18 protein-coding genes and 1 pseudogene are annotated in these 23899 nt (G+C 64.0%); 7 read left to right on the top strand and 12 right to left on the bottom strand.

Going from position 1 to position 23899, the window contains the following annotated elements; genetic code table 11:
- Window position 1 precedes the first annotated feature (1 nt).
- The 3 genes from ACNKU3_RS01805 to lipA all read right to left on the bottom strand — a co-directional run bounded on the left by ACNKU3_RS01805 (window position 2) and on the right by lipA (window position 2916).
- Window positions 2-901 carry a 1-aminocyclopropane-1-carboxylate deaminase/D-cysteine desulfhydrase gene (locus ACNKU3_RS01805; protein ID WP_418257693.1) on the bottom strand — a complete coding sequence of 300 codons (900 nt, stop codon included), beginning with the start codon at window positions 899-901 and terminating at the stop codon, window positions 2-4.
- Window positions 902-1004: 103 nt separating this feature from the next.
- Window positions 1005-1865 (bottom strand): DUF2971 domain-containing protein, encoded by an 861-nt coding sequence (locus ACNKU3_RS01800; RefSeq protein ID WP_418257692.1) that lies wholly within the window; start codon window positions 1863-1865, stop codon window positions 1005-1007.
- A gap of 61 nt (window positions 1866-1926) precedes the next feature.
- Window positions 1927-2916, bottom strand: a complete 990-nt coding sequence (lipA, locus tag ACNKU3_RS01795; RefSeq protein WP_418257691.1) for a lipoyl synthase — start codon at window positions 2914-2916, stop codon at window positions 1927-1929.
- A gap of 538 nt (window positions 2917-3454) precedes the next feature.
- On the opposite strand from lipA, the gene ACNKU3_RS01790 reads away from it, so the two are divergent.
- The 3 genes from ACNKU3_RS01790 to ACNKU3_RS01780 all read left to right on the top strand — a co-directional run bounded on the left by ACNKU3_RS01790 (window position 3455) and on the right by ACNKU3_RS01780 (window position 7248).
- Window positions 3455-5275, top strand: a complete 1821-nt coding sequence (locus ACNKU3_RS01790; protein WP_418257690.1) for an ABCB family ABC transporter ATP-binding protein/permease — start codon at window positions 3455-3457, stop codon at window positions 5273-5275.
- Between the two features lie 66 nt (window positions 5276-5341).
- Window positions 5342-6442, top strand: coding sequence for a sensor histidine kinase (locus ACNKU3_RS01785; RefSeq protein ID WP_418257689.1), 1101 nt, complete (start codon window positions 5342-5344; stop codon window positions 6440-6442).
- The gene (locus ACNKU3_RS01780) at window positions 6439-7248 is read left to right on the top strand and encodes a LytR/AlgR family response regulator transcription factor (RefSeq protein ID WP_418257688.1); all 810 of its coding nucleotides are present in this window, start codon (window positions 6439-6441) and stop codon (window positions 7246-7248) included. Before ACNKU3_RS01785 ends, ACNKU3_RS01780 begins: the two co-directional genes overlap by 4 nt.
- Before the next feature lie 13 nt (window positions 7249-7261).
- On the opposite strand, the gene ACNKU3_RS01775 is transcribed toward ACNKU3_RS01780, so the two are convergent.
- Window positions 7262-8344 (bottom strand): energy transducer TonB, encoded by a 1083-nt coding sequence (locus ACNKU3_RS01775; protein ID WP_418257687.1) that lies wholly within the window; start codon window positions 8342-8344, stop codon window positions 7262-7264.
- 140 nt (window positions 8345-8484) lie between these two features.
- Window positions 8485-10989 (bottom strand): protein kinase domain-containing protein, encoded by a 2505-nt coding sequence (locus ACNKU3_RS01770; protein ID WP_418257686.1) that lies wholly within the window; start codon window positions 10987-10989, stop codon window positions 8485-8487.
- Between the two features lie 158 nt (window positions 10990-11147).
- Here ACNKU3_RS01770 and ACNKU3_RS01765 point away from each other — a divergent pair, with 158 nt between their 5' ends.
- Window positions 11148-12002 carry a PP2C family protein-serine/threonine phosphatase gene (locus ACNKU3_RS01765; protein WP_418257685.1) on the top strand — a complete coding sequence of 285 codons (855 nt, stop codon included), beginning with the start codon at window positions 11148-11150 and terminating at the stop codon, window positions 12000-12002.
- Between the two features lie 57 nt (window positions 12003-12059).
- Here the strand turns inward: ACNKU3_RS01765 and ACNKU3_RS01760 are convergent, their stop codons facing one another.
- Both ACNKU3_RS01760 and ACNKU3_RS01755 read right to left on the bottom strand, forming a co-directional pair.
- Window positions 12060-12788, bottom strand: a complete 729-nt coding sequence (locus ACNKU3_RS01760; RefSeq protein ID WP_418257684.1) for an FHA domain-containing protein — start codon at window positions 12786-12788, stop codon at window positions 12060-12062.
- 31 nt (window positions 12789-12819) lie between these two features.
- Complete coding sequence (locus ACNKU3_RS01755) at window positions 12820-13326, bottom strand: TerB family tellurite resistance protein (protein WP_418257683.1); 507 nt, start codon at window positions 13324-13326, stop codon at window positions 12820-12822.
- 139 nt (window positions 13327-13465) lie between these two features.
- Between ACNKU3_RS01755 and ACNKU3_RS01750 the strand changes: the two genes are divergently transcribed.
- From ACNKU3_RS01750 to ACNKU3_RS01740, 3 genes are all read left to right on the top strand, one after another.
- A complete protein-coding gene (locus tag ACNKU3_RS01750; RefSeq protein ID WP_418257682.1) occupies window positions 13466-13684 on the top strand; it encodes a hypothetical protein in 219 nt (72 codons plus the stop codon).
- A gap of 176 nt (window positions 13685-13860) precedes the next feature.
- Window positions 13861-15003 carry an efflux RND transporter periplasmic adaptor subunit gene (locus tag ACNKU3_RS01745; RefSeq protein ID WP_418257681.1) on the top strand — a complete coding sequence of 381 codons (1143 nt, stop codon included), beginning with the start codon at window positions 13861-13863 and terminating at the stop codon, window positions 15001-15003.
- Window positions 15003-18077 (top strand): efflux RND transporter permease subunit, encoded by a 3075-nt coding sequence (locus ACNKU3_RS01740; protein ID WP_418257680.1) that lies wholly within the window; start codon window positions 15003-15005, stop codon window positions 18075-18077. The genes ACNKU3_RS01745 and ACNKU3_RS01740 overlap by 1 nt, the downstream gene beginning before the upstream one ends.
- 626 nt (window positions 18078-18703) lie before the next feature.
- Here the strand turns inward: ACNKU3_RS01740 and ACNKU3_RS01735 are convergent.
- From ACNKU3_RS01735 to ACNKU3_RS01715, 5 genes and pseudogenes are all read right to left on the bottom strand, one after another.
- Window positions 18704-20653, bottom strand: coding sequence for a pyrroloquinoline quinone-dependent dehydrogenase (locus ACNKU3_RS01735; protein ID WP_418257679.1), 1950 nt, complete (start codon window positions 20651-20653; stop codon window positions 18704-18706).
- A 189-nt stretch (window positions 20654-20842) separates the two neighbouring features.
- Complete coding sequence (eda, locus tag ACNKU3_RS01730) at window positions 20843-21460, bottom strand: bifunctional 4-hydroxy-2-oxoglutarate aldolase/2-dehydro-3-deoxy-phosphogluconate aldolase (protein ID WP_418257678.1); 618 nt, start codon at window positions 21458-21460, stop codon at window positions 20843-20845.
- A 230-nt stretch (window positions 21461-21690) separates the two neighbouring features.
- Entirely contained in the window at window positions 21691-22032 is a 342-nt protein-coding gene (locus tag ACNKU3_RS01725; protein ID WP_418257954.1) for a glutaredoxin, read from the bottom strand.
- 108 nt (window positions 22033-22140) lie between these two features.
- Window positions 22141-23178, bottom strand: a pseudogene (gene cysK, locus ACNKU3_RS01720) (cysteine synthase A); the annotation flags it as partial.
- Between the two features lie 13 nt (window positions 23179-23191).
- Window positions 23192-23794, bottom strand: coding sequence for a carboxymuconolactone decarboxylase family protein (locus ACNKU3_RS01715; protein WP_418257677.1), 603 nt, complete (start codon window positions 23792-23794; stop codon window positions 23192-23194).
- Between the last annotated feature and the right edge of the window lie 105 nt (window positions 23795-23899).

Below are 23899 nucleotides of genomic sequence, written 5' to 3'. Positions count from 1 at the left end.
CTCAGTCCGCCACGTCCGTGGTGGTCAGCCAGGCATAGCCGCGACGCCCCTGCAGGCCACCGCTATGGATCGCCAGCAGCGGCTCGTCGGCCCGCCATTCGCCACTCGCCAGTTTGTGGTAAAGGGCCAGGAACAGCTTGCCGGTATAGACCGGCTCCAGCGGGATGCCGGTGGCCGCTGCAAACGCCGGAATGAACTGCCGCAGGCGCTCATCGGCCCTGGCGAAGCCGCCGCAGTGCCAGTCGTGGTCGATATGCCAGGGCAGCCGGGCCTGCTGGCCCGCGCCGGCCAACATCGCCGTAACCCGCGACTCCAGGTCGCTGGCGCCTTTCAGGGCGGAAATACCGACCAGTTCCCGTGCGTTCTCCAGGCCGGCAGCCAGGCCGGCGAGGGTGGTGCCTGAACCCACCGCCACCACCACCCGCGACCACTGCCAGGGAACCCGGGCAAGGTCCGCGATAGCGCGGCTGCCGAGCAGGCCCGCGCTGCCGGCGCCCCCTTCCGGGATAACCAGGCAGGGCCCGAACCGGGCAGCCAGTTGCCGCTGGTAGTCGGCCTGGTCGCGGCGCCGGTAGTCCTCGCGGCTGACGGGAACCAGCTGCATTCCCCAGCGCCGGACATCCTCGAGCATCGCGGTGTCGGTATCGCCACCGCGCACCACGCCGATGGTCTGCAGCCCCAGCTCGCTGCCCACCGCCGCCAGCGCATGCAGGTGGTTGGACCAGCCGCCGCCGAAACTCAGGATACGGGTGACGCCCCGGGCCTGCGCCCGGCGCAGGTGAAGGCGCAATTTGAAGGACTTGTTGCCGGGCGCGGCACCGCCGAGCTGGTCGAGGCGCAGTACGCTGATGTTGTCCAGGGGCAATCCATCCAGTTGCCTGCCTGCGAGGGACTGGATCATGCGTCGGTCTCAGGCAGGGAAAACATCGTCTCGCCGTGCAGCGCTTGCCAGTGGTAAGCGCGAAGCGCGGGCGAGCGCGCCGCAATCGGTTCGGGCCCCCGTTTCAACGCTGGCGATAGGGAATCTGGCAATAGCTGATCCCCCGCGCGGGGGCGGCGCCACGGGTCTGCAAATACAGGTCGAGGGACTTCATCGACAGCTCGATATTGGCGGTGGGACCGAGGTAGACGTGTTCCAGCTGCAGCTGGCCCCGCCCCGGCGAAGTGAGGTCGAAGGCGTAGTACGGCACCAGCAGGGCGCGGCCTTCGCGAAAATGCACCGGCGCGTCCTCGCTGGAGCCGATGGCCGGCGAGACGATCCGCCACTCCTGCTCCTCCTCGAAGGAAGGGTGTTTGAGGATCGCGGCCATGCGCAGCAGGTCCTCCTCCGCCCGCTCGAACACCGGCGACCAGTCGCGATCGTCCACCGGGGTATCCAGCGCCAGCGCCTCGATGGCGTCGACGATCCGCTCGATCAGGATCAGCTGCTGGCGCTCGCCATACAGGCAGCGCCCTACCTGGAAGCCCTGGCGCCGCGCACAGGCGGAAATGAAATCCGGGGCAAAGCCCAGGCTCACCCCCTTGCCGTGCACGCTGTAACCGCGCCACTGGCTCAGCAGGTTGCCGTTGGCGCGAAAGGACCCGCCGAACAGCATTGGTCCGCTGGCGATGCGGTGGGACAGCCACTCCAGTAACTGGTTGAGCAGCGCCGGGTTGTCGGTGCCGGCGAAAATGCGCCGGGAGACATGGCTCTGCAGCAGATCCAGGGTGTGCCGCAGTTCCGCCGAATCGTTCATGTAGCGGATGTCCGAGGCGCGCAGCACCCCGCTGTCGACAATGCCGAGCAGGCCGGAGAGCGAGGTGTAATGGTAGAGCGTTTCCCGGGGCGGGTCGGCGAAGAGCTGGCGGGTAATGTCGGCGATCATGGGCCCGGTAATCTACCTGCGGCAGGTGACACGCGTTTTACAGGCGTGCCACATGACCGGTTCAGGCCAGTCCGACGTTGTTTTTCTCCAGCACTTTTTCCGCACGGTAGCTGGAGCGCACGAAGACGCCGGACACCACTTCCAGGAAGCCCTTGTCGAGGCCGATCTGGCGGTACTTCTCGAACTCTTCCGGCGTCACGTAGCGGTCGATGGGGTAGTGGTTTTTGGTCGGCTGCAGGTACTGGCCGAAGGTGAGGATATCCACGTTGGCAGCCCGCAGGTCGTCCATGCACTGGAGGATCTCCTCCTCGGTCTCGCCCAGGCCGAGCATCAGGCTGGTCTTGGTCAGCACCGCTGGACGGTACTGCTTGGCGTGCGCCAGCACCGCAAGGGTCTGTTCGTAACTGGCGCGCGGGTCGCGCACCGGGTGGGTGAGGCGTTTGACGGTCTCGACGTTCTGGGCAAACACCTCGATACCGGAATCGACCACGGTCTCGACATCTGCGAGCACCCCGAGGAAGTCCGGGGTCAGCGCCTCCACGGCGGTTTCCGGGTTGACCTCTTTCACCCGCCGTACGCAGGCAGCGTAGTGCCCGGCGCCACCGTCCTCCAGGTCATCCCGGTTCACGGAGGTCAGCACCACGTACTTGAGGCCCATCAGCTCCACGGAGCGGGCCGTGTTCTCGGCCTCCTCCGGGTCCAGCCAGCCCTTCGGGTTGCCGGTATTCACAGAACAGAAGCGGCAGGCCCGGGTACAGACGTCGCCCATCAGCATGATGGTGGCGGTGCCGGAACTCCAGCACTCGCTCATATTGGGGCACTTGGCCTCCTCGCAGACGGTGGCGAGGCGGTGCTCATGCACGATCGCACTGACTTTCTCGAAGGTCTCGCCGCCCTTGATCCGCACCCGCAGCCAGTCGGGCTTGCGCATGGCCGCTCCGGCGCCTGCGCTGGCCTTGATGCCGTCCTTGATCGCGGTGATGCCGCGGTCGTTGACGAATTTCTTGCCGCTGGGGACCTGCTGGACGGGGATGAGCTCCGGTTCGGACATGGGTAATCGACCTGGGAGGTGAAATTTCTGGCCGTTGATTATACAGGAGGTCGCGGCTGGCTGCGATGTGGGCTGTTTATGACTTACCGCGCGGTATTCGGGCTTGGCGAGTCCGGTTGGGAGCCTTGCCGAGCCGGCACGGGATACTCGATCACCCCGGTTCGGGACCGCCAAAAAGCGCACATCCATGTGCAGGCTCGGCCTCGGACATCCATGGCCTCGGACGCCCCGCTCACCCATATGCCTTTCCCCGCACCTCAGTCAGGAGTAAGACCAACTGTCAGACAACCACTGTTAAGCCAGGTTGGCAGCGTAGAGGTATGGATGCAGTCCTGGGTGCCGCGAAAATGTCTGAGGCCATGGAGAGCCTGCCCCTCTTTTCGGGCATGGCCGAAGCCAAGCTGCCATGGATGGGGCTTTTGCGGTTTTCGGGGCACCCAGGACTGCAGCCATGCCGGCGAAGAATCTGCCGGACCAGGAAGACAACCCAACCAGAAACTGGCTGGCCGGAACAAACACCACAGCGTAGAATCCCCCGATGCCGCGCAGCTCCAAAGTCACTTTCGATCCCGACACCAGTATCAACTGGCGCATACTCCGTCACCTGGTCCCCTACCTGCTGGAATCCCCCTACCGGGTGATCCTCGCCATGGCCTGCCTGGTCGCGGCCAAGGGCGCGGTGCTGGTGATCCCCTTCCTGCTGAAATACCTGGTGGACGCCCTGGACGGGGCGGACCTGGCCAGCCTGGCGCCGGCGCTGCTGCTCGGGCTGGTGCTCGCCTATGGCGGGGCGCGCTTTGCCAATGTGTTCTTCGGCGAACTGCGGGACACGATCTTCGGCCGGGTGACCGAGCGGGCGATGCGTCGGGTGGGGCTGCAGATTTTCCGCCACGTGCACTCGCTGGATCTGGAGTATCACCTCGGGCGGCGCACTGGCGGGCTGGCGCGGGATATCGAGCGGGGGGTCACCGGCATTGGTTTCCTGCTGCGGTTTTTCGTTTTCAACATCGCCCCGACCCTGTTCGAGATCAGCATGGTGGTCGGCATTTTCCTGTTCAACTATGGTCCCTCCTACGCCCTGGTCACGCTGGTCGCCGTGGTTGCCTACGGTTTCTATTCGCTCTACGCCACGGAGTGGCGCACCCGCTTCGTGCGGGAGATGAACGAGGCTGACTCCGCCAGCAACACCCGGGCGGTGGACAGCCTGCTGAATTTCGAGACGGTGAAGTATTTCACCAACGAGGATTTCGAGGCGCGCCGTTACGACAGCGAGTTGCAGCGCTGGGAGATGGCGCGGCGCAACAACCGGCTCTCGCTCTTCGTGCTGAATGGCGGGCAGGCGCTGATCATCGCGCTGGCGCAGACGGCGATCATCGGGCTGGCGGCATGGCAGGTGAAAAGCGGCGACATCACGCTGGGCGACTTTATCCTGATCAACCAGTTCATGATCCAGTTGTTCCTGCCGCTGGGTTTTCTCGGTTTCGTGTTCCGCGAAATCAAGGGTTCGATGGCCAACATCGAGAAGATGTTCGAACTGATGGCGGTGCAACCGAATGTGGTCGACCGGGCGGGTGCTGGAGCGCTGGACCTCAAGGCCGGCGGTATCGTGTTCGAAGGAGTCAATTTCGGATACAGCGCGGAGCGCCAGATTCTCCACGATGTCAGCCTGCGGGTGAATCCCGGGGAAAAGGTGGCGGTGGTCGGGCCCAGTGGCTCGGGCAAATCCACGCTGGTGAAACTGCTGTTCCGGTTTTACGACCCGCAGTCGGGGCGGGTCGAGGTCGACGGGCAGGATATCGCCGGCGTCACCCAGGAAAGCCTGCGCCGCGCGATCGGCATCGTTCCCCAGGACACGGTGCTGTTCAACGACACGATTTTCGAGAACGTCCGTTACGGTAATCCCGGGGCCTCCGATGCAGACGTGTCCGAGGCAATCCGCCTGGCGCACCTCGACCACTTTATCGCCGCCCTGCCCAGGGGCGGCGAGACGCTGGTGGGCGAACGCGGCCTGAAGCTGTCCGGCGGGGAGAAACAGCGGGTATCGATTGCCCGGACGATCCTCAAACGCCCGCCGATTATGGTCTTCGACGAGGCCACCTCGTCCCTGGACAGCCACTCGGAGCAGGCCATCCTGCAGGCCCTGCGGGAAATCGCCCGGGGACACACCTCGCTGGTGATTGCCCACCGGCTGTCGACTATAGTGGACGCGGACCGCATCGTGGTGCTGGAGGGCGGGCGCGTCGTGGAGAGCGGCAGCCACGCTGAACTGCTCGCCCAGCAGGGCGCCTACGCGGCGCTCTGGCTGGCACAGCAGCGGGCCGAAAACACCAACTCCGTCACAAAACCGGCGACTGCTTGAGACGAGTGGCATCCCGCGTGCGACGAATTGCGGCAACCGGGCGACACCTCGCCGTATAATTCCGCAATGGATTTCAACGCCCTGCTCAAAAACCAACGCCACCTGTTCTGGGCCCTGCAATTTGCGGGCTGGAGCGGCTGGGCGATGTCGTTCTATCTCGGGGTGGTGGTCTGGACCGACGTGCCCGCGGCCTACAACTGGTATCCGCCGATCATCGCCACCATCGGCATGGCGCTGACCCTGGCACTGCGCGCCCTGTATCGTTACATGTGGGAAATGGCACTGCCCCGGCGCATCATCGCGATCATCGCCGGGTCCTACGCGGCCGGCCTGGTCTGGATGTCGATTCGCGGGGTGCTGTTCTACAACATGTTCCCCGATGAGCGCTCCGAGAAGGACCTGCAGGGGCTGGAGATGGTCTTCGCCCACTTCCAGGGAGCGGTCTCCGCCTTCTGGGTCATGCTGGTCTGGAGCGCCCTGTATTTCGGCATCAAGAACTACCTCGCGGTGCAGGAAGAGCGCCAGCGCAGCCTGAAGGCGCTGTCCATGGCACACCAGGCACAGCTCAAGATGCTGCGCTACCAGCTCAACCCGCACTTCCTGTTCAATACGCTGAACGCCATCTCCACACTGATTCTCGACCAGGACAATAAGCTGGCCAATGTAATGGTTACCCGCCTGAGTCGCTTCCTGCGCCATACCCTCGACAACGACCCGATGCAGAAAGTCACCGTGGCGGAGGAGGTGGAGGCGCTGCGCCTGTACCTGGATATCGAGAAAGTACGCTTCGACGAGCGCCTGAAGCTGGTATTCGATATCGAGGATGCGGCCCGCAACGCGCTCGTGCCCAGCCTGCTGCTGCAACCGCTGGTGGAGAACGCGATCAAGTATGCAATCTCCAGGGCGATCAACGGCGGTTCGATCACGATTACCGCAGGCCTGCGCGACCCGGGGACACTGCAGTTGCAGGTCATCGACGACGGTCCCGGCATGGATATCCCCCACATCCCGGCGAAAAACGACAGCCACGTCGGCATCGCCAACTGCCGCGACCGCCTGGAGGTCCTCTACGAGGGCCGCGAATCCTTTGAACTCAGTACCACCGACCCTCACGGTTTGACTATAACTATATGCATCCCACTGGAAACAGCCGGCATTTCCTCATGAACCAGCTCAACGCCATTATCGTTGATGATGAAGCCCTGGCCCGCCGCGGCCTCTCCCTGCGCCTGCAACATATTCCCGGAGTGGATGTGGTGGCGGAATGCGCCAACGGACAGGAAGCCCTGGCGGCCATCGCCACCTACTCCCCGGATCTGGTTTTTCTCGATATCCAGATGCCGGGAATCAACGGTTTTGACGTGATCCGCCAGTTGCAATCCGACAACATGCCAATGGTCATCTTCGTCACCGCCTTCGACCAGTACGCGGTGGAGGCCTTCAAGGTGCACGCGGTGGACTACGTCCTCAAGCCGATCGACGACGACCGCCTGCACGAGGCCATCGACCGCGCCCGGGCCCTGCAGCAACAGGAGGATTCGGAGCGCTCGAAACAGCGCCTGGTGGAACTGATGATGGGAATGACCGGAGCCAGTGCCAGCACCATCGACGACATGGTGCAGGCTGAGACAGCACCGCGTAAATGGCCGGAAAAGCTGGTGATCAAGGACGGCAGCGATATCCACCTGGTCCAGTGCAGCGACATCCAGTGGGTGGACGCCGCCGGCGACTACATGTGCATCCACGCCACCGGCACTACCCACATCATGCGTATCACCATGAAGGAACTGGAGGCCATGCTGAACCCGTCCAAGTTCCTGCGCATCCACCGCTCCACCCTGGTCAACATGAACGCCATCACCGGGGCGCACACCCTGGGCAACGGCGAGTTCATGCTGAGCCTGGCGGGCGAAGTCCAGCTCAAGGTGAGCCGGGGCTTCAGTGACCGGGTAAGGGAACTGCTCAGCGCCTGAGCGCCGCGGCGGGTCAGTTACCCGGCGCGAACTGGTGCAGCTTCAGCCGGGTACCGGCCTTGCCCACGAGTTCCACTGCGCAGTCGTTCCAACCCACGGGCACGGTCCAGCGGGTTTTGGTCGGGTAATGCAGGCCCTGTTCGCGGCCGCCGCAGACGAGATAAACGCCCCCGACCTTGCCGCGGACATCAGATATCGAAAAATCGCTCCAGGTCAGGCCACTTTTCCAGGAACCTGATCCCCCCTGGTAGAGCGGTACCAGTTCTCCAGACACCACGACCTCGGGGCGGCTGCGGAAATCAGCCTCCGCCGCGCGGTAGCGGGCGGCGGCCTCATCCACCACCTGGGTGCCGCGACCGAGGCTCTGCATCCGGTCCAGCGTATCGCCAGCGTCGGCCAGCATCATGCGCTGCAATTGCAGGTCGAGAATCCGGCTGAGAATTTTCAGGAACTGGTCCTGGGTGACGTAGGTATTCTTGAAGTTGTTGTCCATGGCCAGGGATTGCAGTTCCACCACCCGTGACAGGTGCTGCATCTCCGCGGCGTCGTCTTTCCAGCGGCTGGCCAGCGAGGCCGCCAGGATCTGGAATTTCACTTCCTCGAGCGCGTTGCGGCCGGGAAAGTTCTTAAGCTCCACCGCCTGGTCGAAGGCCGCATCGTAATTTTCCTGGGAATAAAGGTCCCAGGCCTTGCGGTAGGCGTCCTCGAACGCCGGCGACATCTTCCGCGGCAGGTCCAGGATCCAGGTGTAGACCACCGGTTCCGCGGGTACTTTCACCGGTTTGCCGTTGCGCGTTGCGGGCTGGAACTGCATCGCACTGAGCTGCCTGAGGATGGCCTGCTCTACCTCGAGCACCCCGTTGGAGCTGTAGATCTGCGGGTTCACGACCTTGCCGGTCTCATCGATATCGTAAGCGTAGACAAGCCATGCATCGTTCTGGAAACTGCTGTCGAGGCGGATAGCAGCCCCCGCCGGGTCGAGGTTGCGCGGCGGCACGAACTGGGCCTGGACCGCTGCGACCGGCAATACGGCCAGCGCCAGTGCCGTGAAATTGCGCAGGAGAACGCGGGTGAGTGCTCTACGGGATACGCTCATTGAAACTCCATTGGATCAGTGCCCCAGGGACGCGCATGCAACCATTGACTCGCCAGTGCCTGTCCGGGTAAACGGTACAGGCAGACGGTTGCGAAATACGCGCTCAAGCGCGAAAGTTTAGCAGAGAAATGCCCGGCGTCTCAGTACACACCCAGCCGGCGCCGGCTACTGCTGCTGGCTTCCTCGATTTCCACCCGCAGCTTCTGCCACACAGGGTCATTCGGGAAATCCTGTTCGCCGCGGTCAACGGAGGCCCTGGCAGACTCCAGGTCGTTGAGCCCGATCTGTTCCCGGGCTACGCCCGCGTAGGCTTCGAGCAGGTCCTTGCCGAGATCCGCCACCGCGGGCAGGTCGGGGTAGTCGGTCCTGGCGGTTTCATAGGCTTCACTGGCCGCGTCGAGGTCGCCGGAACGCACCGCGTTCTGGCCATTGCGAACAGTCGTCTCGGCTTTCCTGAGCGCCGCGGCCAGTTGTTCACGTTCTTTTTCTGCGGCGGCCTCCTGGTCAGCCCAGGCCTTTTCCTGTGCCGGCAAGGCGGATTCCAGCTTCGCCAGCTGGGAGGCCTCGGGGAGTAATGTCGTGCCCTCCGCGGCGATGCTCCCGGCGGACTTGAAGTCGCCCTCGGCAGCCGCGGCCCGGGCCCGCTCCAGGTACCACGTTTCAATGGCCGCCAGCCCGTCCGCCACCCGGCTTTCACCGGGAAACTGCTCGCCGACCTCGCGATAGGCCTCTACCAGGTCGGCAACGTTGCCGGAATCACTGGACAGCTTCGCGACCGCGGCGTCGGTTGCGTCCAGCCGCGTGGTAGCCTCGGCCAGCGCCCCGGCACGCACTTCGTTCTCCGCCGCTGCCAAGCGCTCCTTGCGACGCAGCAGTTCCTGGGCCTCCGGGGCGATGGCCCCGGCAGCATCCAGCTGTTCCCGGGCAACCGCCAGGTCACCGGCATCCAGTGCGCCGTCCGCTGCGGTGATCGCAGCGATGAAGGCTTCCCGCTGTTCGGGACTGAACCCAGCCCAGCGCGCTTCGTAGGCTTCGGACCTGGCGCGCGCCGCCGCCAGCACTTCGCGCTGGCTGGCGATCTGCGGGTGGTCGGGATTGATCGCCGCGGCCTGCGAGATCAGGTCGTCGGCGCTATCGAAATCTTCCGCGGCAATGGCGTCTGCCGCCTGGCCGAGCAGTTTGTCCGCCCGTTTGGCCTTCACCGAAGCCAGTTGTAATTCTTCCCTCAGCAGGTCCACCCGCGACGACAAGCCCTCGAGATTGGAGGCACTGGAAAAATAGAGACCGTAGTCGGTCAGCAACGCACCTGCCTTGACCGGGTCGCGCTGCTCCAGCGCTTTTTCCACGGCCGCGGTATACAGGCGCCCCACTTCCTGCATGCCGTCCTGGGCAGCGGTGTTCTTACTGTCGACGTTGAGGATATTGTAGAAAGAGGCCGCCGCGACGGGCAGGTTGTCCTGGTTCATCGCGCTGTAGGCCCGCGCCAGTTCCGCGGTCACGTTCTTTTTGCTGTCGGTGTTGCTACTGCCCTGCCCCTGCCACCAGTAATAGCCGCCGCCACCAGCTGCGAGCAGGCCGATAAACACCCACAGAAGCAGTCCGGCGCCGGACTTTTTCTGCCGGCGGCGACCGCTGTCATAGGTCCCGCTGACCAGCCGCTCGCGCTGCTGGCTGCCCTCGAGCCGGTAGGGCCGCGAGGAGCCGGGCCCCACCGATGCGGAGGACCCGCTGAGCCGGGTGGAATCCACACCGGACAGGGAGGTGCGCTCCGCGTTTGCCACCGAGGTGGAAGAGTTGCGTGGGGGCCGCGGCGGTGCTGCCGGCATCAGGACTTCGTCGTCCCCAAAACCGGCGCTGGCTGCCATGAAGGCCTGGTAGAGTTCGGCGCCGCTCTGGTAGCGATCGTCCGGCGACTTGGCCAGCGCGTGGTCGATAAAGTCCTGGTAGGGCGAGAGCTTCTCGGGCAGCGTCGGAATCGCCTCGGTCAGGTGCTTTACCGCGGTGGTCACCGCCGATTCCGATTCATAGGGAAGTTGCTTGGTCAGCATCTCGTAGATGAGCACGCCGAGGGCGTAGAGGTCGGAGCGGCCATCGACTTCCTCACCCTTGGCCTGCTCCGGGCTCATGTAACTGGGGGTGCCGACCATCAAGCCGGTCTGGGTCATCTGGGTGCCGGAGTTGGCGGCCCGCGCGATACCGAAATCGGCAAGGACATAATCGCCGGGCGCGCGCAGCATGATGTTGCTCGGCTTGATGTCCCGGTGCACATAGCCGCGGCCGGAGGCGTAGTCGAGGGCCTCTCCCATCTGCTTGATGATGGTATAGATCTGCTGTTGCGGCATTGCGTTGTGAATGAAGTCCGCCAGTTCGCCGCCACCGAGCAACTCCATGGCAATATAGTTAAGGCCATTGAAGGTGTTGACGTCGTAGATCTGCAGGATGTGGGGATGGGTCAGGCGTGCCGAAATGCGCGCCTCGCGGATGAAACGCTCGGAAAAGCTCTCGTCCGCATTCATGGCGGGATCCATCACCTTGATCGCCACTTCACGGTCGAGGTTCAGGTGCAGCGCGCGATAGACTGTGGCCATTCCACCACGCCCAAGACGCTCGTAGAGTTCATACCCCGGTAGTTCGAAATCAGCCATGAGACCCAGAAAAATGCCAGTTAGCGAGTGTTAGCATAAAGGCTACTCAGCTTACACACAATTACGTTCAAAGCGTGAAATTTTCGCGTAATCCGACATGAGTTTGTTATACACTCAATGCCCAAATGCGGGTCAGGGATGAAAATCACCACCGATAAATGACTGCCTCATACGCCGACAGCCACCAGGGGCACAAACGCAGCCACAACGAAGACTGTTTCAAGGCCGCCCCGGAAATCCAGCTCTGGCTCGTTGCCGACGGTGTTGGCGGACACGCCAATGGCGAGGTAGCGTCGGCCATCGTGCGCGATACCCTGGTCAGCGACGTCACCCGGGGCACGCCACTGGTGGACTCGATTCGCCACGCCCACGAGGCCATCCTTCAAGAGATTTCCAGGCACCCCACCAGCAACAACATGGGCTCCACGGTCGTTGCACTGCAGAGCCAGGGCAGCCAATACGAAGTCGCCTGGGTTGGCGACAGCCGCGCTTACCTGTTCAACGGGGAAACCCTGCGCCAGCTGACCCGCGACCACAACCCGGTCAGTGAACTGCTTGCCCGGGGTATCATCACCGCCGAACAGGCCGCCCACCACCCCGAGCGCAACGTGCTCAGCCAGTCCCTCGGAGTCTCCGAATCCATCCGTCTGAACCCCGAGCGGGTGCGCGGGGAGTCCCGCAACGGCGAGCAGTTCCTGCTGTGCAGCGACGGGCTGACCGACGAACTCCCGGATGAACTCATCCTCACCCTGATGCGCGAGCACGCAACACCCGAGGAGCAGGTGGGCGCACTGATCAAGGCCGCGCTGGATGCCGGGGGGCGCGACAACATCACGGCAATCGTGGTTGGCGAGAAAAAAGCCGGATTCAGCCTGCCCGGGATGGGGCGCGAGCGGACCCAGGATTCCGGCAGGGCGGTGAGCGCGGATGTCACCAGAAAAACCATCGGCCAGACGGCCTGGATGGTCCTCGCCGTGGTCACGGCCCTGGCACTGGTCTGGCTGGTGATCTGAAGCAGCGGGCTGGAGACCCTGCCGCAACCGCGCTGGCTGCATCCGGACGCGAGTTGCTCAGCCCCCGCGCTCCAGTTCGGAAACGTGGATGAAGGTAGTCTGGTCCGTGGCCTGGCGTTCACTGCTTGGGCGGGACAGGCGCTCGGTGACCCGGAAAATAATATCGTGCAGGCGCACCTCGTCGTCGTGACGCAACTGCTGGCGCGCTACCGCCCGCCTGCCATTGACCATGGTGCCGTTGGAAGAACCCAGGTCCTCTATATATAGACACCCCTCCTCCACCTCCAGGCGGGCGTGCTGGCGCGAAACGTGCGGCGTGACGATGGCCAGTTCGCACTCCAGCGCCCGCCCCAGCACCAGCGATTCGCGCACCGCGTAGCTCAGGCCGCTCAACGGCCCGGTTTCGGCGGAAATAACCCACTGGTAATCGTCTTCCTGCTCGGGGTTGCGCTTGAGAAAGCCGGAGACGCCGTGGCGGCGGCGGTCGTTGATGGGGGCTATATTGTTGAGCACCCGGCGCTCCACGAAGGAACGCGTGCGCTCGATACCGCTGGAGGATATCTGGAAAAACCAGGCCAGGGCGAAGGTAATCGGGAAACCGGCTACAGACGCATAGAGTACGTAGCGGGACACCAGGTCGTCATCATAGCCCAGCGCCGGGGCGACGATATCGACCACCTGGAGGAGACCCCAGCAAAGCAGGATATACAACAGGCAGGTACGAATGACCTTGCGCCTGCGCAACTCGCTAAGAAATGACCCCGTTTGCTTGCTGTCCGAATCCATGAATCAGCTACTGAAGTGTATACCAGGCGAACTATAGCGCACTTTTTCGCCGCAAGTGAATCCGTCGTCCGCGGCGCGCCCGCGGGCGCGCAAAAAAAGTTTCAAACGCCGCGTGCCGCTCCTCCGCCGTCGCATCGAGGACTGCGGCCACCTCGTCCAGGGCGGACAGTTCATCCGCCCCCTGGCGACCGTCGGCGGCAATCACCTCCAGCAGCATGACCAGCACCTGGTGCCGCTCACCGGCGTCGAGAATTTCCTGCAGCAACGCACCGACTTCGCGCAGTTCCAGGCTCCGGGCATAGACCCCCAGGGCCTGGCTGAACCTGCGTTCGGCGAGGTGTTCGGCCAGCCCGAAATGCTCTGCCACGAGGCCAATCATGGTCGCCAGCTCGCGCTCGCAGACATGCCCGTCCCCCTGGGCGACATGCTCCAGCAGGGCCGCCACGAGATACCGCGGGTCAAAAAAGCTGGCTTTTGGCGACCGGGTAACGAGCAGTCGCTCGCCTTCGATGACCAGGCCGTAATTGTGCTGGATCATAGACAGTGTGAAGTGGCATACCGGGCCTCAGTATAGAAAATACTGTGCTAGTCTGGAAAGACTGGCAACACCTGACGCGGGGGCCGCGCAATGGCGGCCAACCATAACAGCCAGTGAGCGCAAACCGGAGGACCCAGGTATGCAGCCCCAGGACCAGACAGACCATATTGCCATCCTCTCCCTGATGATGGTCGGCGTACTCACCCGGCGCATGAAATCGCTGGGGCAACTCGACGAGGAGACCGAGCGTCACCTGCACCAGCTGGTCAAGACGGTACGCGAGCACGCCTCGCTCACCGGTGTAGCGGACCTCAACATCCTTTTCGACAATATCGACAAGGCGCTCGCCAGCGGCTGACAGCCCCCCCGCCAGCCCGCGTTACAAATCGTTAAGCAATTCCCGCCGGCCTACGGTTTTGCGGTAGCATAGGCCTTTGGCGTAATAAAACCCTGTTTTTTATTACCCGCAGTACCTCCGTGCCGGCTACAGCAACGCGCGGGGTTCTCCAAGAACACGGAATGTGACGACCTGGCATGATAAAACGTATTTTCCTCGCCGCGATCCTGCTCGCCGCAGTGTTCGGCGGTGTCATCGGCTTCAAGCTCTACAAGCAGGCGGCAGTCCGCGCCTATCTTGCCGAGCACGGGAATCCCGCCGTCCCACTGCGCGCGACGGTATCCCGGGCCGACACCTGGGAACAGCGGCTACCGGCCATCGGCTCCCTGCGCGCCCGCCGCGGCATCGAGATCCGCAGCGAGGTAAATGCCGTCATCCGCAAACTCCACGTCAATTCCAGGGATGTGGTGCAGGCCGGCGACCTGCTGGTGGAACTGGACGACACCATCGATCGCGCCACCCTGAAAAGCGCCCGGGTGCGGCTGGAACGCGCCCACTCCAATTTCAAGCGCGACAGCGCACTGTTTGAGCGCTCCCTGCTCTCGGAGGAACAGTTCGAGGACAGCCGCGCCGAGCTGCAGAGCGCGGAGGCCCTGGTCGAGGAGACCCAGGGCATCATCGACCGGAAAACCATCCGCGCGCCCTTCGCCGGCACGGTGGGCATCCACAGCCTCAACGCGGGCCAATACCTCGAACAGGGCGACGAAATCGTCACCCTGCAGGCACTGGATTCCCTCTACCTCGATTTCAGCCTGCCGGAAAAGGAGCTGGAACGCCTGCGCCCGGGGCAGCGGGTAGTGTTCCGGGTACCCACCCACGGCGACCGGGAATTTACCGGCGAGCTGCGCTTCATCGATGTGCGGGTGGAAACCACCACCCGCAATGTGCTGGTCCGCGCGCTGGTGGACAATGCCGACCGCGCACTGCTGCCGGGCATGTTTGCCAGCATCTCGGTCATCCTCGACGAGGCCAGCGAGGTGGTCACCGTGCCGCGGCAGGCCGTGGCTTTCTCCCTGTACGGGGAAACCGTCTACCTGCTGGAACAGGAACCCGCTGGCGAGCAACGCTGGTTCGCCCGCCGCCGGGCCGTCACCAGCGGTGAATTGCGCGACGGCAGAATCGCGGTGCAGGGCATCCCCGCAGGCAGCATCCTGGCGCTGGACACCCAGAACCGCTTGCTCGAGGGTACGCCGGTCGTCATCGTCAACCCCGAAGTGCTTGCAGGCGCCGCCAGGAGCAAACCGGCAGACGCAGTGATCGCCGGGGAGCAGGCCGACTGATGCAGTTTACCGACCTGTTCATTCGACGCCCCCTGCTGGCCTGGGTGCTGAACTCCCTGATCCTGCTGTTCGGTATCGTCGCCTTCAGCTACCTCGACCTGCGCCCTTACCCCAAGGTCGACAGCGCGCAGATATCCATCAGCACCGCCTACCCCGGCGCGCCCGCAGACGTGGTACAGGGTTTTGTCACCGGCCCCCTGCAACGGGCCGTGGTCGGCGCCGAGGGCATCGACTACTACACCTCCAACACCAGTGACGGCGTGTCCACCATCAGCATTCACGTCAACAAGGGGCAGGACCCGGACAAGGTCCTCACTGACATCATCGGCAAGGTGGCCGCGGTGCGCGGCGAATTGCCCGACAACGTGCGCGAGCCGGTGATCCACAAATATTCCGGCGATACCCCGCCGGTCTGGGTCCGGCTGCGCGCCAACGACAACAGCATGTCACCGGAACAGCTCACCGAATTTTTCTACCGGGTTATCCGCCCGGTCCTGCTCACCGTCGACGGCGCCGCCGACCTGACGGTCATCGGCGAACGCCCCTTTGCCATGCGCCTGTGGCTGGACCCGGTGCGTATGGCCGCGGTTGGCGTGACCGCCGGGGACCTGCAGGCGGCGGTGCGCCGCAACAACTTTATCAGCGAGGCAGGCGAAGTCCGCGACACCTTCAACGTGCAACCGGTGCGCGCGGAGACCGACCTCAGTACCGCCGCGGCCTTCGGCAATATCGTCATCCGCGAACACGAGGGAGCCGTGGTCCGGCTGCGCGACGTGGCGACAGTGGAACTCGCCTCCGAACCCCAGCGCCGCAAGGGCTTTTTCAATGACGAACCCGGCGTGCTGACCGGCGTCTCCATGACCCCCGATTCCAACCCCCTCGCCCTCAGCCACAACGTGCGCCTGGCAGTGGCGGCGATGCAGGACAAGCTGCCGCCCAACGTCGAAGCGGACGTATTTTTCGACATCGGCCAGTTCGTCGCCAAGTCGCTCAGCGAGTTGACCGGGACCCTGTTCGAGGCGCTGGCCATCGTGGCGCTGATCACCCTGCTGTTCTTCGGCAGCCTGCGTTCCATCCTGATCATGCTGATCAGTATTCCCCTGTCGCTGGTGGGTACCTTCCTGGTGATGTGGCTGCTCGGCTATTCGCTCAACCTGTTTACCCTGCTCGCCCTGGTGATCGCCATCGGCCTGGTGGTGGACGACACCATCGTGGTGGTGGAGAACATCCACCGCTATATCGAGCACGGCATGCCGCCGATCGAGGCGGCCATTACCGGAACGCGGGAAGTACTCTCCCCGGTTATCGCCATGAGCCTGACCCTGGTGGCGGTGTTCCTGCCGATCGGTTTCCTCGAGGGCCTGAGCGGCGAGTTGATCGCCGAGTTTGTCTTCACCCTCGCGGGCTCGGTGGTCATCTCCGGCGTGGTCGCGCTGACCCTCTCGCCCATGCTCTGCTCGCGGATCCTCGCCAAGCAGCAGGAAACCGGCATCGCCCACTGGCTGGACGAACGCTTCGACGGCCTGCGCCGGGTCTACGCCCGCATGCTGCGCAACGCGCTGCGCTACCGCCCCGTCTGGCTGCTGGTGGCGTTGGTGGTCATCGCCGCCATTCCCGCCCTGTTCCTGCTCTCGGACAAGGAAATCGTCCCCGCAGAAGACACCGGCTACCTGCACATGGCGTTCTCCACCCCGCGCCACCTCAACGAGGATTACATCAGCGAACAGGCGCAACAGCTGGAAACCGTGATTCACTCGCTCCCCGGTGTTGCGGGCTCGATGCGCCTGGAGGGCATGATGCCCAATGGCGCCTCGGTAGCGATCGCCGAGATGAAACCCTGGGACGAGCGCGACGTCTCTACCATTGATCTCCTGCCCGGCGTCCAGCAGGAACTCAACAGGATTCCCGGGCTGGAGGCCAACGCCTTTATCATCGACATTTCCCCGGCCGGCGGCGCCGCGGCACTGCCGATCCAGCTCGCCGTGCAGACCACCGACGACTTCCCCCACCTCGCCGAGGTCAGCGACCGCCTGCTGCAGGCCGTGCGCGCCAGCGGCAACTTCGCCTTTGCCGCCAGCGACCTCAAGTACGCCAACCCGCAGGTCAACGTCCGCATCGACCGCGACAAGGCCGGTGAGCTCGGCATCTCCATGGAGGACATCGCCACCACCCTCGCGGTCCTGCTCGGCGAGGGCTATATCAATCGCTTCAGCTACCAGGGCGAAAGCTACGAGGTGATTCCCCAGGCCGGCCCGGAGCAGCGCCTCGATCGCAGCTGGCTGGAACAGTACTACCTGCGCACCGCCAGCGGCGACCTGGTCCCGCTGGGCGCGCTGGTAGAAACCAGCCTGACCAGCAAACCCTCCGAACGCACCCAGTTCAACGGCATGAACGCCGCGACCCTGTCCCTGGCGATGACCCCGGGCGTCTCCATGCAGCAGGCGCTCGACTACCTGGAGCAAACCACGCGGGACATGCTGCCCCAGGGCTACAGCACCGAATACGGCGGCAAGGCCCGCACCTACCTGCAATCGGGCAACTCCCTGATGTGGGCCTTCGCGCTGTCGCTGCTGACGATCTACCTGTTCCTGGTAGCCCAGTACGAAAGCCTGCGCGACCCGCTGGTGGTCCTGGTCACGGTACCCATGTCGCTGTGCGGCGCGCTGATCTTCCTCTGCCTGGACTTCGCGACGCTCAGCCTGTTCAGCCAGGTGGGCCTGATTACCCTGGTGGGCCTGATCAGCAAGCACGGCATCCTGGTGGTGGACTTCGCCCGCCGCCTGCAGGAGGAAGGCCTGGAATTTACCGAAGCCATTATCGAAGCGGCCTCGGTGCGGCTGCGGCCGATCCTGATGACCACGGCGGCGATAGTGATGGCGGTGATCCCGCTGCTGGTCGCCTCGGGACCGGGGGCGGTGAGCCGCAATCACATCGGCCTGGTGATTGTCTCCGGCATGACGGTGGGGACGCTGTTTACGCTGTTTGTGTTGCCGGTGGTGTATACGTTTATTGCGCAGCATCGCGGCAAGGCGGCATCTACTGGCACCATACCCGTACCGGTGAGTGAGCCCTGATTCGGTTTTGGTATTAGATCGGGTTCGGGTTCGGGTTCGGGTTCGGGTTCGGGTTCGGGTTCGGGTTCGGGTTCGGGTTCGGGTTCGGGTTCGGGTTCGAACGGAGGCACTTCGCTGGCGGCGTAAACCCGACATGCACTGGTGAAACACGCCAAAAAGCGCACATCCCTGTGCAGGCTCGGGCGGCGACATCCATGTCGCCTCACGGTTTCACCAGTGCATGTCGGGTTTACACCTTGGTTCGGAGTGGGTCGATTGAAGGTAGATTCTTTCTCGCAGTGCTTTAAATTGCGTTAATGCGGTTCTGCGCTCTCAATAAGTGAACGCGCAGTAGACCGACCTCACCCAGATCGAGCATTGGTGAACGAAGCCTCTGAATTGGTATAACTGCCTGACAGAGGTGCAGGACCGGATATCCCCGGCGAAACCGTGAGGCGACAGGACGTCGCCGCCCGAGCCTGCACATGGATGTGCGCTTTTTGGCGTGTTTCGCCGGGGATATCCGGTTCTGCGCCGCTAGCGCAGTGCCCCACCACGAAACCACGAATAGCAAAAAGCACGTCGACCAGAGTTTTACCACTGTAATGACGCGTGACCGCACCAGACGGCTCGGTCACGCAAGCACATCACCTGGCAGGCAACTTGAACGCCACTACCGCATCACCCATGGTCGAGCCATACATGCTGTGGCCGCCCGCGGCGATCACGATGTACTGCTCGCCGTTGACCTCGTAGGTCACCGGCATGGAAACCCCCGCCGCGGGCAGGTCGGCTTCCCAGAGGATTTCGCCGGAGTCTGCGTCGAAGGCGCGCACGGTGTCGTCCAGGGTGTAGCCGATGAAAACCAGCCCGCCCGCGGTCATCAGCGGGCCGCCGGCGCCCGGGGTGCCCAGGTGGACGTCCAGCGGGATCGGCGCCAGTTTCTTGATGCTGCCCAGCGGCACGTTCCAGAGGATTTCCTTCTTCACCAGGTCCAGCGCGATCAGCGAGGCCCAGGGCGGTGAACCGCAGGGCGTGCCCAGCGGCGACATCAGCGGGCTCACTTCCAGCGCGTACCTGGAGCCGGGGACCGCGAAGTTCATGGTGCCCCTGCCCTCGACCTTTTTGGTATCGAGGCCGGAAGCTTCCGCGCGGGGGATCAGCTTGACCACCATCGGCACATGGGTGCTGGGCACGACCATTACATGGCTGTCCGGGTCGTAGGAGGCGCCGCCCCAGTTGGGACCACCGCCGGCAGCGGGCGCCATGATGGTACCTTTCTCGGTGATCGGGGTGTAGATCGGGCCGTAGTTGTATTTCTCGGCTTCCTGCGCACAGAGATAGTCGTCGATAAAAGTGATACCGCCGGCGGTTTCCGGATCGTAACCCTGGGGGGTCAGTGCCGGCATGCCCACCGGGAAGGGCTGGGTGGGTGACAGCACTTCACCCTCCGCCTTGGGCGACTGGGGCACGGGGCGTTCCTCGATGGGCACCAGCGCTTCGCCGGTGGCGCGGTCGAAGATGAACACCAGGCCCATCTTGGTGTTCTGGACCAGCGCCGGCACCATCCGGCCGTCTTTCGGGTAATCGATCAGCATCGGGCGGGTCGGGATGTCGTAGTCCCAGACATTGTGGTGGACCAGCTGCTGGTGCCAGGCGACCTCACCGGTCGCACCCTTGAGGGCGACCACCGAAGTGGAGTAGTGGTTGTCACCGGGACGCTCGCCGCCGTAGAAATCATCGGAGGCGCTGGTCGTGGGCAGGTAAACCAGGTCCAGGTCGTTGTCCACGGCCATGGAGCTCCAGACGTTGGCCTGGCCGAATCCGTCGGTGCCCTTGCCCCAGCTCGCCATGGCGGGGTCGTTGGGGTCGCGGGGTACCGGGTCGAATTGCCACAGGTAGTCGCCGCTGCGCGCATCATAGGCGAGCACCCGGCCGCTGGGGGCGTCCACCCGCTGGTTGTCGGCGACAGCAGAGCCGACGACGACCACCCCGTTGACCACGACGGGGTTGGAACTGGCGATCACCTCACCGTCCCAGAGCACCGGCTTGCTGGTCGGCATCTGCACGATGCCGTTATCACCGAATCCCGGGCAGGTCTTGCCGCTGCGGGCGTCGATGGCGATCAGCCGGTAGTCGGTGGTGCCCAGCAGCAGGCGGCTCTTGCACAGGCTGCCCTCTTCCGCTTGCGGGTCCACCCAGTTGCCGACGCCGCGGCACTTGCGCATGCCTGTCATCGGGTCTTCGGGATCGTACTCCCAGCGCTGTTCGCCGGTAGCGGGGTCGAGGGCGATCACCCGGCGGTGGACGGAACATACGATCAGGTTGCCTTCGATCAGGGTCGGCTGGTCTTCCAGCGCCACCAGGCCCTGGATTGCAGTCGGGTCATCGCCGTTGTGGAACTCCCAGGCTTTCTCCAGCTGGGTGACGTTGCCGCGATTGATCTGGCTCAGGGACGAAAACTTGGTGCCGAGCTGGTGGTCGCCCACCGTGCTGGCTACCGTGCCGGTGCTGCCCGCTCCCAGTGCAAAGGCGAGGCAAGCGGATACTGTCAGGCGGGCGGTTGATTGCCCGCGATTTTCAATTGTTGTAGTCATGAAATTTGCCCGTTCTGGTGCTTATCGTAGCCGGCCGGTGGCAGCCTGCCCGCTGCATTGTCGCCGCCCGGGGGCAAAGATGCAAATTACAGTCAGCATTATGACTCGAATGTAATAGGCGGGTTCTGCCTGGGGCTGGCCGGAAGGGCTGGGGCTGGGGTGGGGACGGCGACCGGGTGGGGCTACGGTTCAGGCGTCGGACATCGCCTCCCGCGACAGGCGCTCGATCTCATCCCAGCACCCTTCCCTGACCAGGTTCGGTGCGACCATCCACGAGCCGCCGCAGCAGACGACATTGGACTGGGAGAGAAAATCTCTGAAGTTGTCGGGGGTCAACCCGCCGGTGGGGCAAAACTGCATCCCCGGGAAGGGGCCGGAGAGGGCCTTCAGCATGCCCAGCCCACCCACTACTGTGGCGGGGAACAGCTTGCACACCTCATAGCCACGCAGTTGGGCTGCCATAACCTCCGAGGGCGTCGCAACGCCAGGTACGAAGTCCAGGGGCAGGTCGCGGGCCGCGTCGAGCAGTTCCAGCGATGCGCCGGGGCTCAGGGCGAGATCGATGCCCATGGCGGCCAGCTTTTCCAGCTCCGCGGGGTGGGTGACGGTCCCGGCGGCGACCCACAGATCCGGGCAGGCCTGCTTTACCGCTATGATTGCGTCGAGACCGGCACTGGTACGCAGGGTTACCTCGATCGCGAGCATGCCACCGCGCTGCAGGGCCTGCGCAAGCAGGAGGGTCGAATCCACATCCACGGCCGTGACGACCGGCAACAGGCGCGCCTGCTTGAGCTGCTCCACTAACATCCCGGGACCCTCATGAAATAACCTTCGACAGTGTAATGCAGGCACGCGCCAGCGAACACCTCGACCCGGCGAAATACAAGCTGTGACGCCTGAAGCCGCACCCCGCCTGGCCGGGCAGACTTACAACTGCGACGATTTGGCAGGCAGTGGTTTTCACCCGACCACGGCAAGGCTGACAGCATCCGTATGGGAAAGGAAAAGGCGAGCACCGCAACGCTCGCCAGGCTTTACTAACCGCTCCGTGTCTGCAGCCAGCGGGGCAGGAAGCTGTAGGCATCGAAGCACATATCGCGGTCGTAATCGACGCCATGGCGTTCGAGCAACGGCTGCAGCTGGCCGCCATTGAAGGCGTCGAAAGTCTCCGTCGCCCCGCCCACATACTCGCCGCCGATAAACACCTGGGGAATCGTCGGTGAACCGAGGCGCTCCTGCAGGGCAGCGCGGATGTCCCCGCCCAGGTTGTCCTGCTGGAACGCGGTGGAATCCAGGTCTATCGAGCGGTAATCCACACCCAGTTCACGCAGCATCTTGCGCACGGACCAGCAGAATTCACACCACTCCAGGGCAAACATTACGACTGGCTGCTCTCGATTCCGTATGGCCTGCTCGAGGTACTCCCGCGCGCTGTCTTTCGCAGCAACTGACGTTGCCGGCACTGCCGTGCTACTGCCGCCGCTGAAACGACAGCCCGGGGTGGATTCGGAGAGCGCGAGTTCATCCTCGGTCATATCGGCGGGGATGTCATCGAACAGCGGCGTGCTCAGGTAGCGCTCCCCGGTATCGGGCAGCATGCACAGGATATTACTACCTTCGGGGGCCCGCTCTGCTACCTGCAGGGCGCCGTGGAAGGTCGCGCCGGAAGTGATGCCACAGAAAATCCCTTCGCGCGAGGCCAGTTCCCTGGCCAGGCGCAGGGAGGCCTCGCCGTTGACTCCGACAAATTCGTCCACCAGCCCGGCGTCGAGAACCTCGCCCGCCAGTTTGGAGATGAAATCCGGCGACCAGCCCTGCATCAGGTGAGGGCGAAATCCGGGATGACTGGCCGCCGGCGTACCGTCGGCGCTGTACTGCTGGGCAATACCGGAGGCGAGAATAGCCGAGTTCTCGGGTTCGGTTGCGATGATGCGGATGTCCGGGCGTGCCTCTTTCAGCACCCGCGCCACGCCCTTGAGGGTACCGCCGGTGCCAAAACCCGTGACAAAGTAGTCCAGGCTCCGCCCCTCGAAGGCGCGCAGGATTTCCGGCGCGGTTGTACGCGAGTGGGCGTCGGCATTGGCCTCGTTCTCGAACTGGCGCGGCAGGAACCAGCCATGTTTTTCCGCCAGTTCCGCCGCCTTGCGCAGCATGCCGGTGCCCTTCTCGGCAGCTGGGGTTAGCACTACCCGGGCGCCGAGAAAACGCATGATCTTGCGCCGCTCCACGCTGGCGTTCTCCGGCATGGTAATCACCAGCGGGTAACCTTTCTGGGCGCAGACCATGGCCAGGCCGATGCCGGTGTTGCCGCTGGTGGCTTCCACCACGGTCTGGCCCGGCTGCAGCAAGCCGTCGCGCTCGGCGGCCTCGATAATGCCCACGGCGAGTCGGTCCTTGACCGAGGACATCGGGTTGAAGGACTCGATCTTGACGTAGAGATTGACGTGCTCCGGAGCCAGGTGGTTGATGCGCACCACGGGGGTGTTGCCCACGGTCTCGAGAATGCTGTTGTAGATGCGGTTCATCAGGCAGTCCCTCTTATGATTGCTGAAAGGCCGGCGCTGCGGGAGCGCGCCCCGTGCACAGCGCCCGGACGAGTTCGGAGTCCAGCCCGTTTGCGAGTTCCGCGTCCGGCGGGGCACCGAGCGCATCGGCAATGCGCGAGAAGAAACAGCGATAGGAAACCGCGGCGGCCAGGTCGAATATCTGTGTGTCGCTGTAGCCGCAGGCGCGCAGGCGGTCGATGTCCGCCTGCTCGATATGCGCGGGGTCGCTCGCCACCCGCGTGGCGAACTCAACCAGCGCTTGCTCTGCGTCTTCCAGCGCTGCTTCACGCCCCTCGGCGAGAGCATGAACCTGTGCTTCCTCAAGTTCACCGTCGAGCAACCTGCGGGCGTAGGCCAGCGAGCAGTAGGAGCTGTTACAGGCCCGGGCGGCGGCAAAGTTGGCCAGTTTCCACTGGCGTGGCGGCAGCGGCTCGCGCAGGGCGTCCATCAGGCGGCTGATGTGCTCCATCAACTCGGGCCGGTGGCTGAAAAGCCGCGCGTAGTTGGGCAGGTAGCCCCCGGCGCCGAGGCGCTGGTACAGGGCCCCGGTCGGGCCGTGGGCGTTCTCCGGTGCTGTGGTACTGATGAAACTCATGGGCTTGTCTCCAGCCGTTTCTCAAGATGGGGCTATTCTCCGGCGCGAGCGCTGTAGGCAGCGTGTAAGCCAGCGTGGTATTTGCCTGTCACGCGCGTTTTTTCA

It is taken from the genome of Haliea sp. E17 (genome assembly GCF_048323675.1).
GTDB lineage: Bacteria > Pseudomonadota > Gammaproteobacteria > Pseudomonadales > Halieaceae > Mangrovimicrobium.
This window is presented reverse-complemented; position numbering and strand designations above follow the sequence as displayed.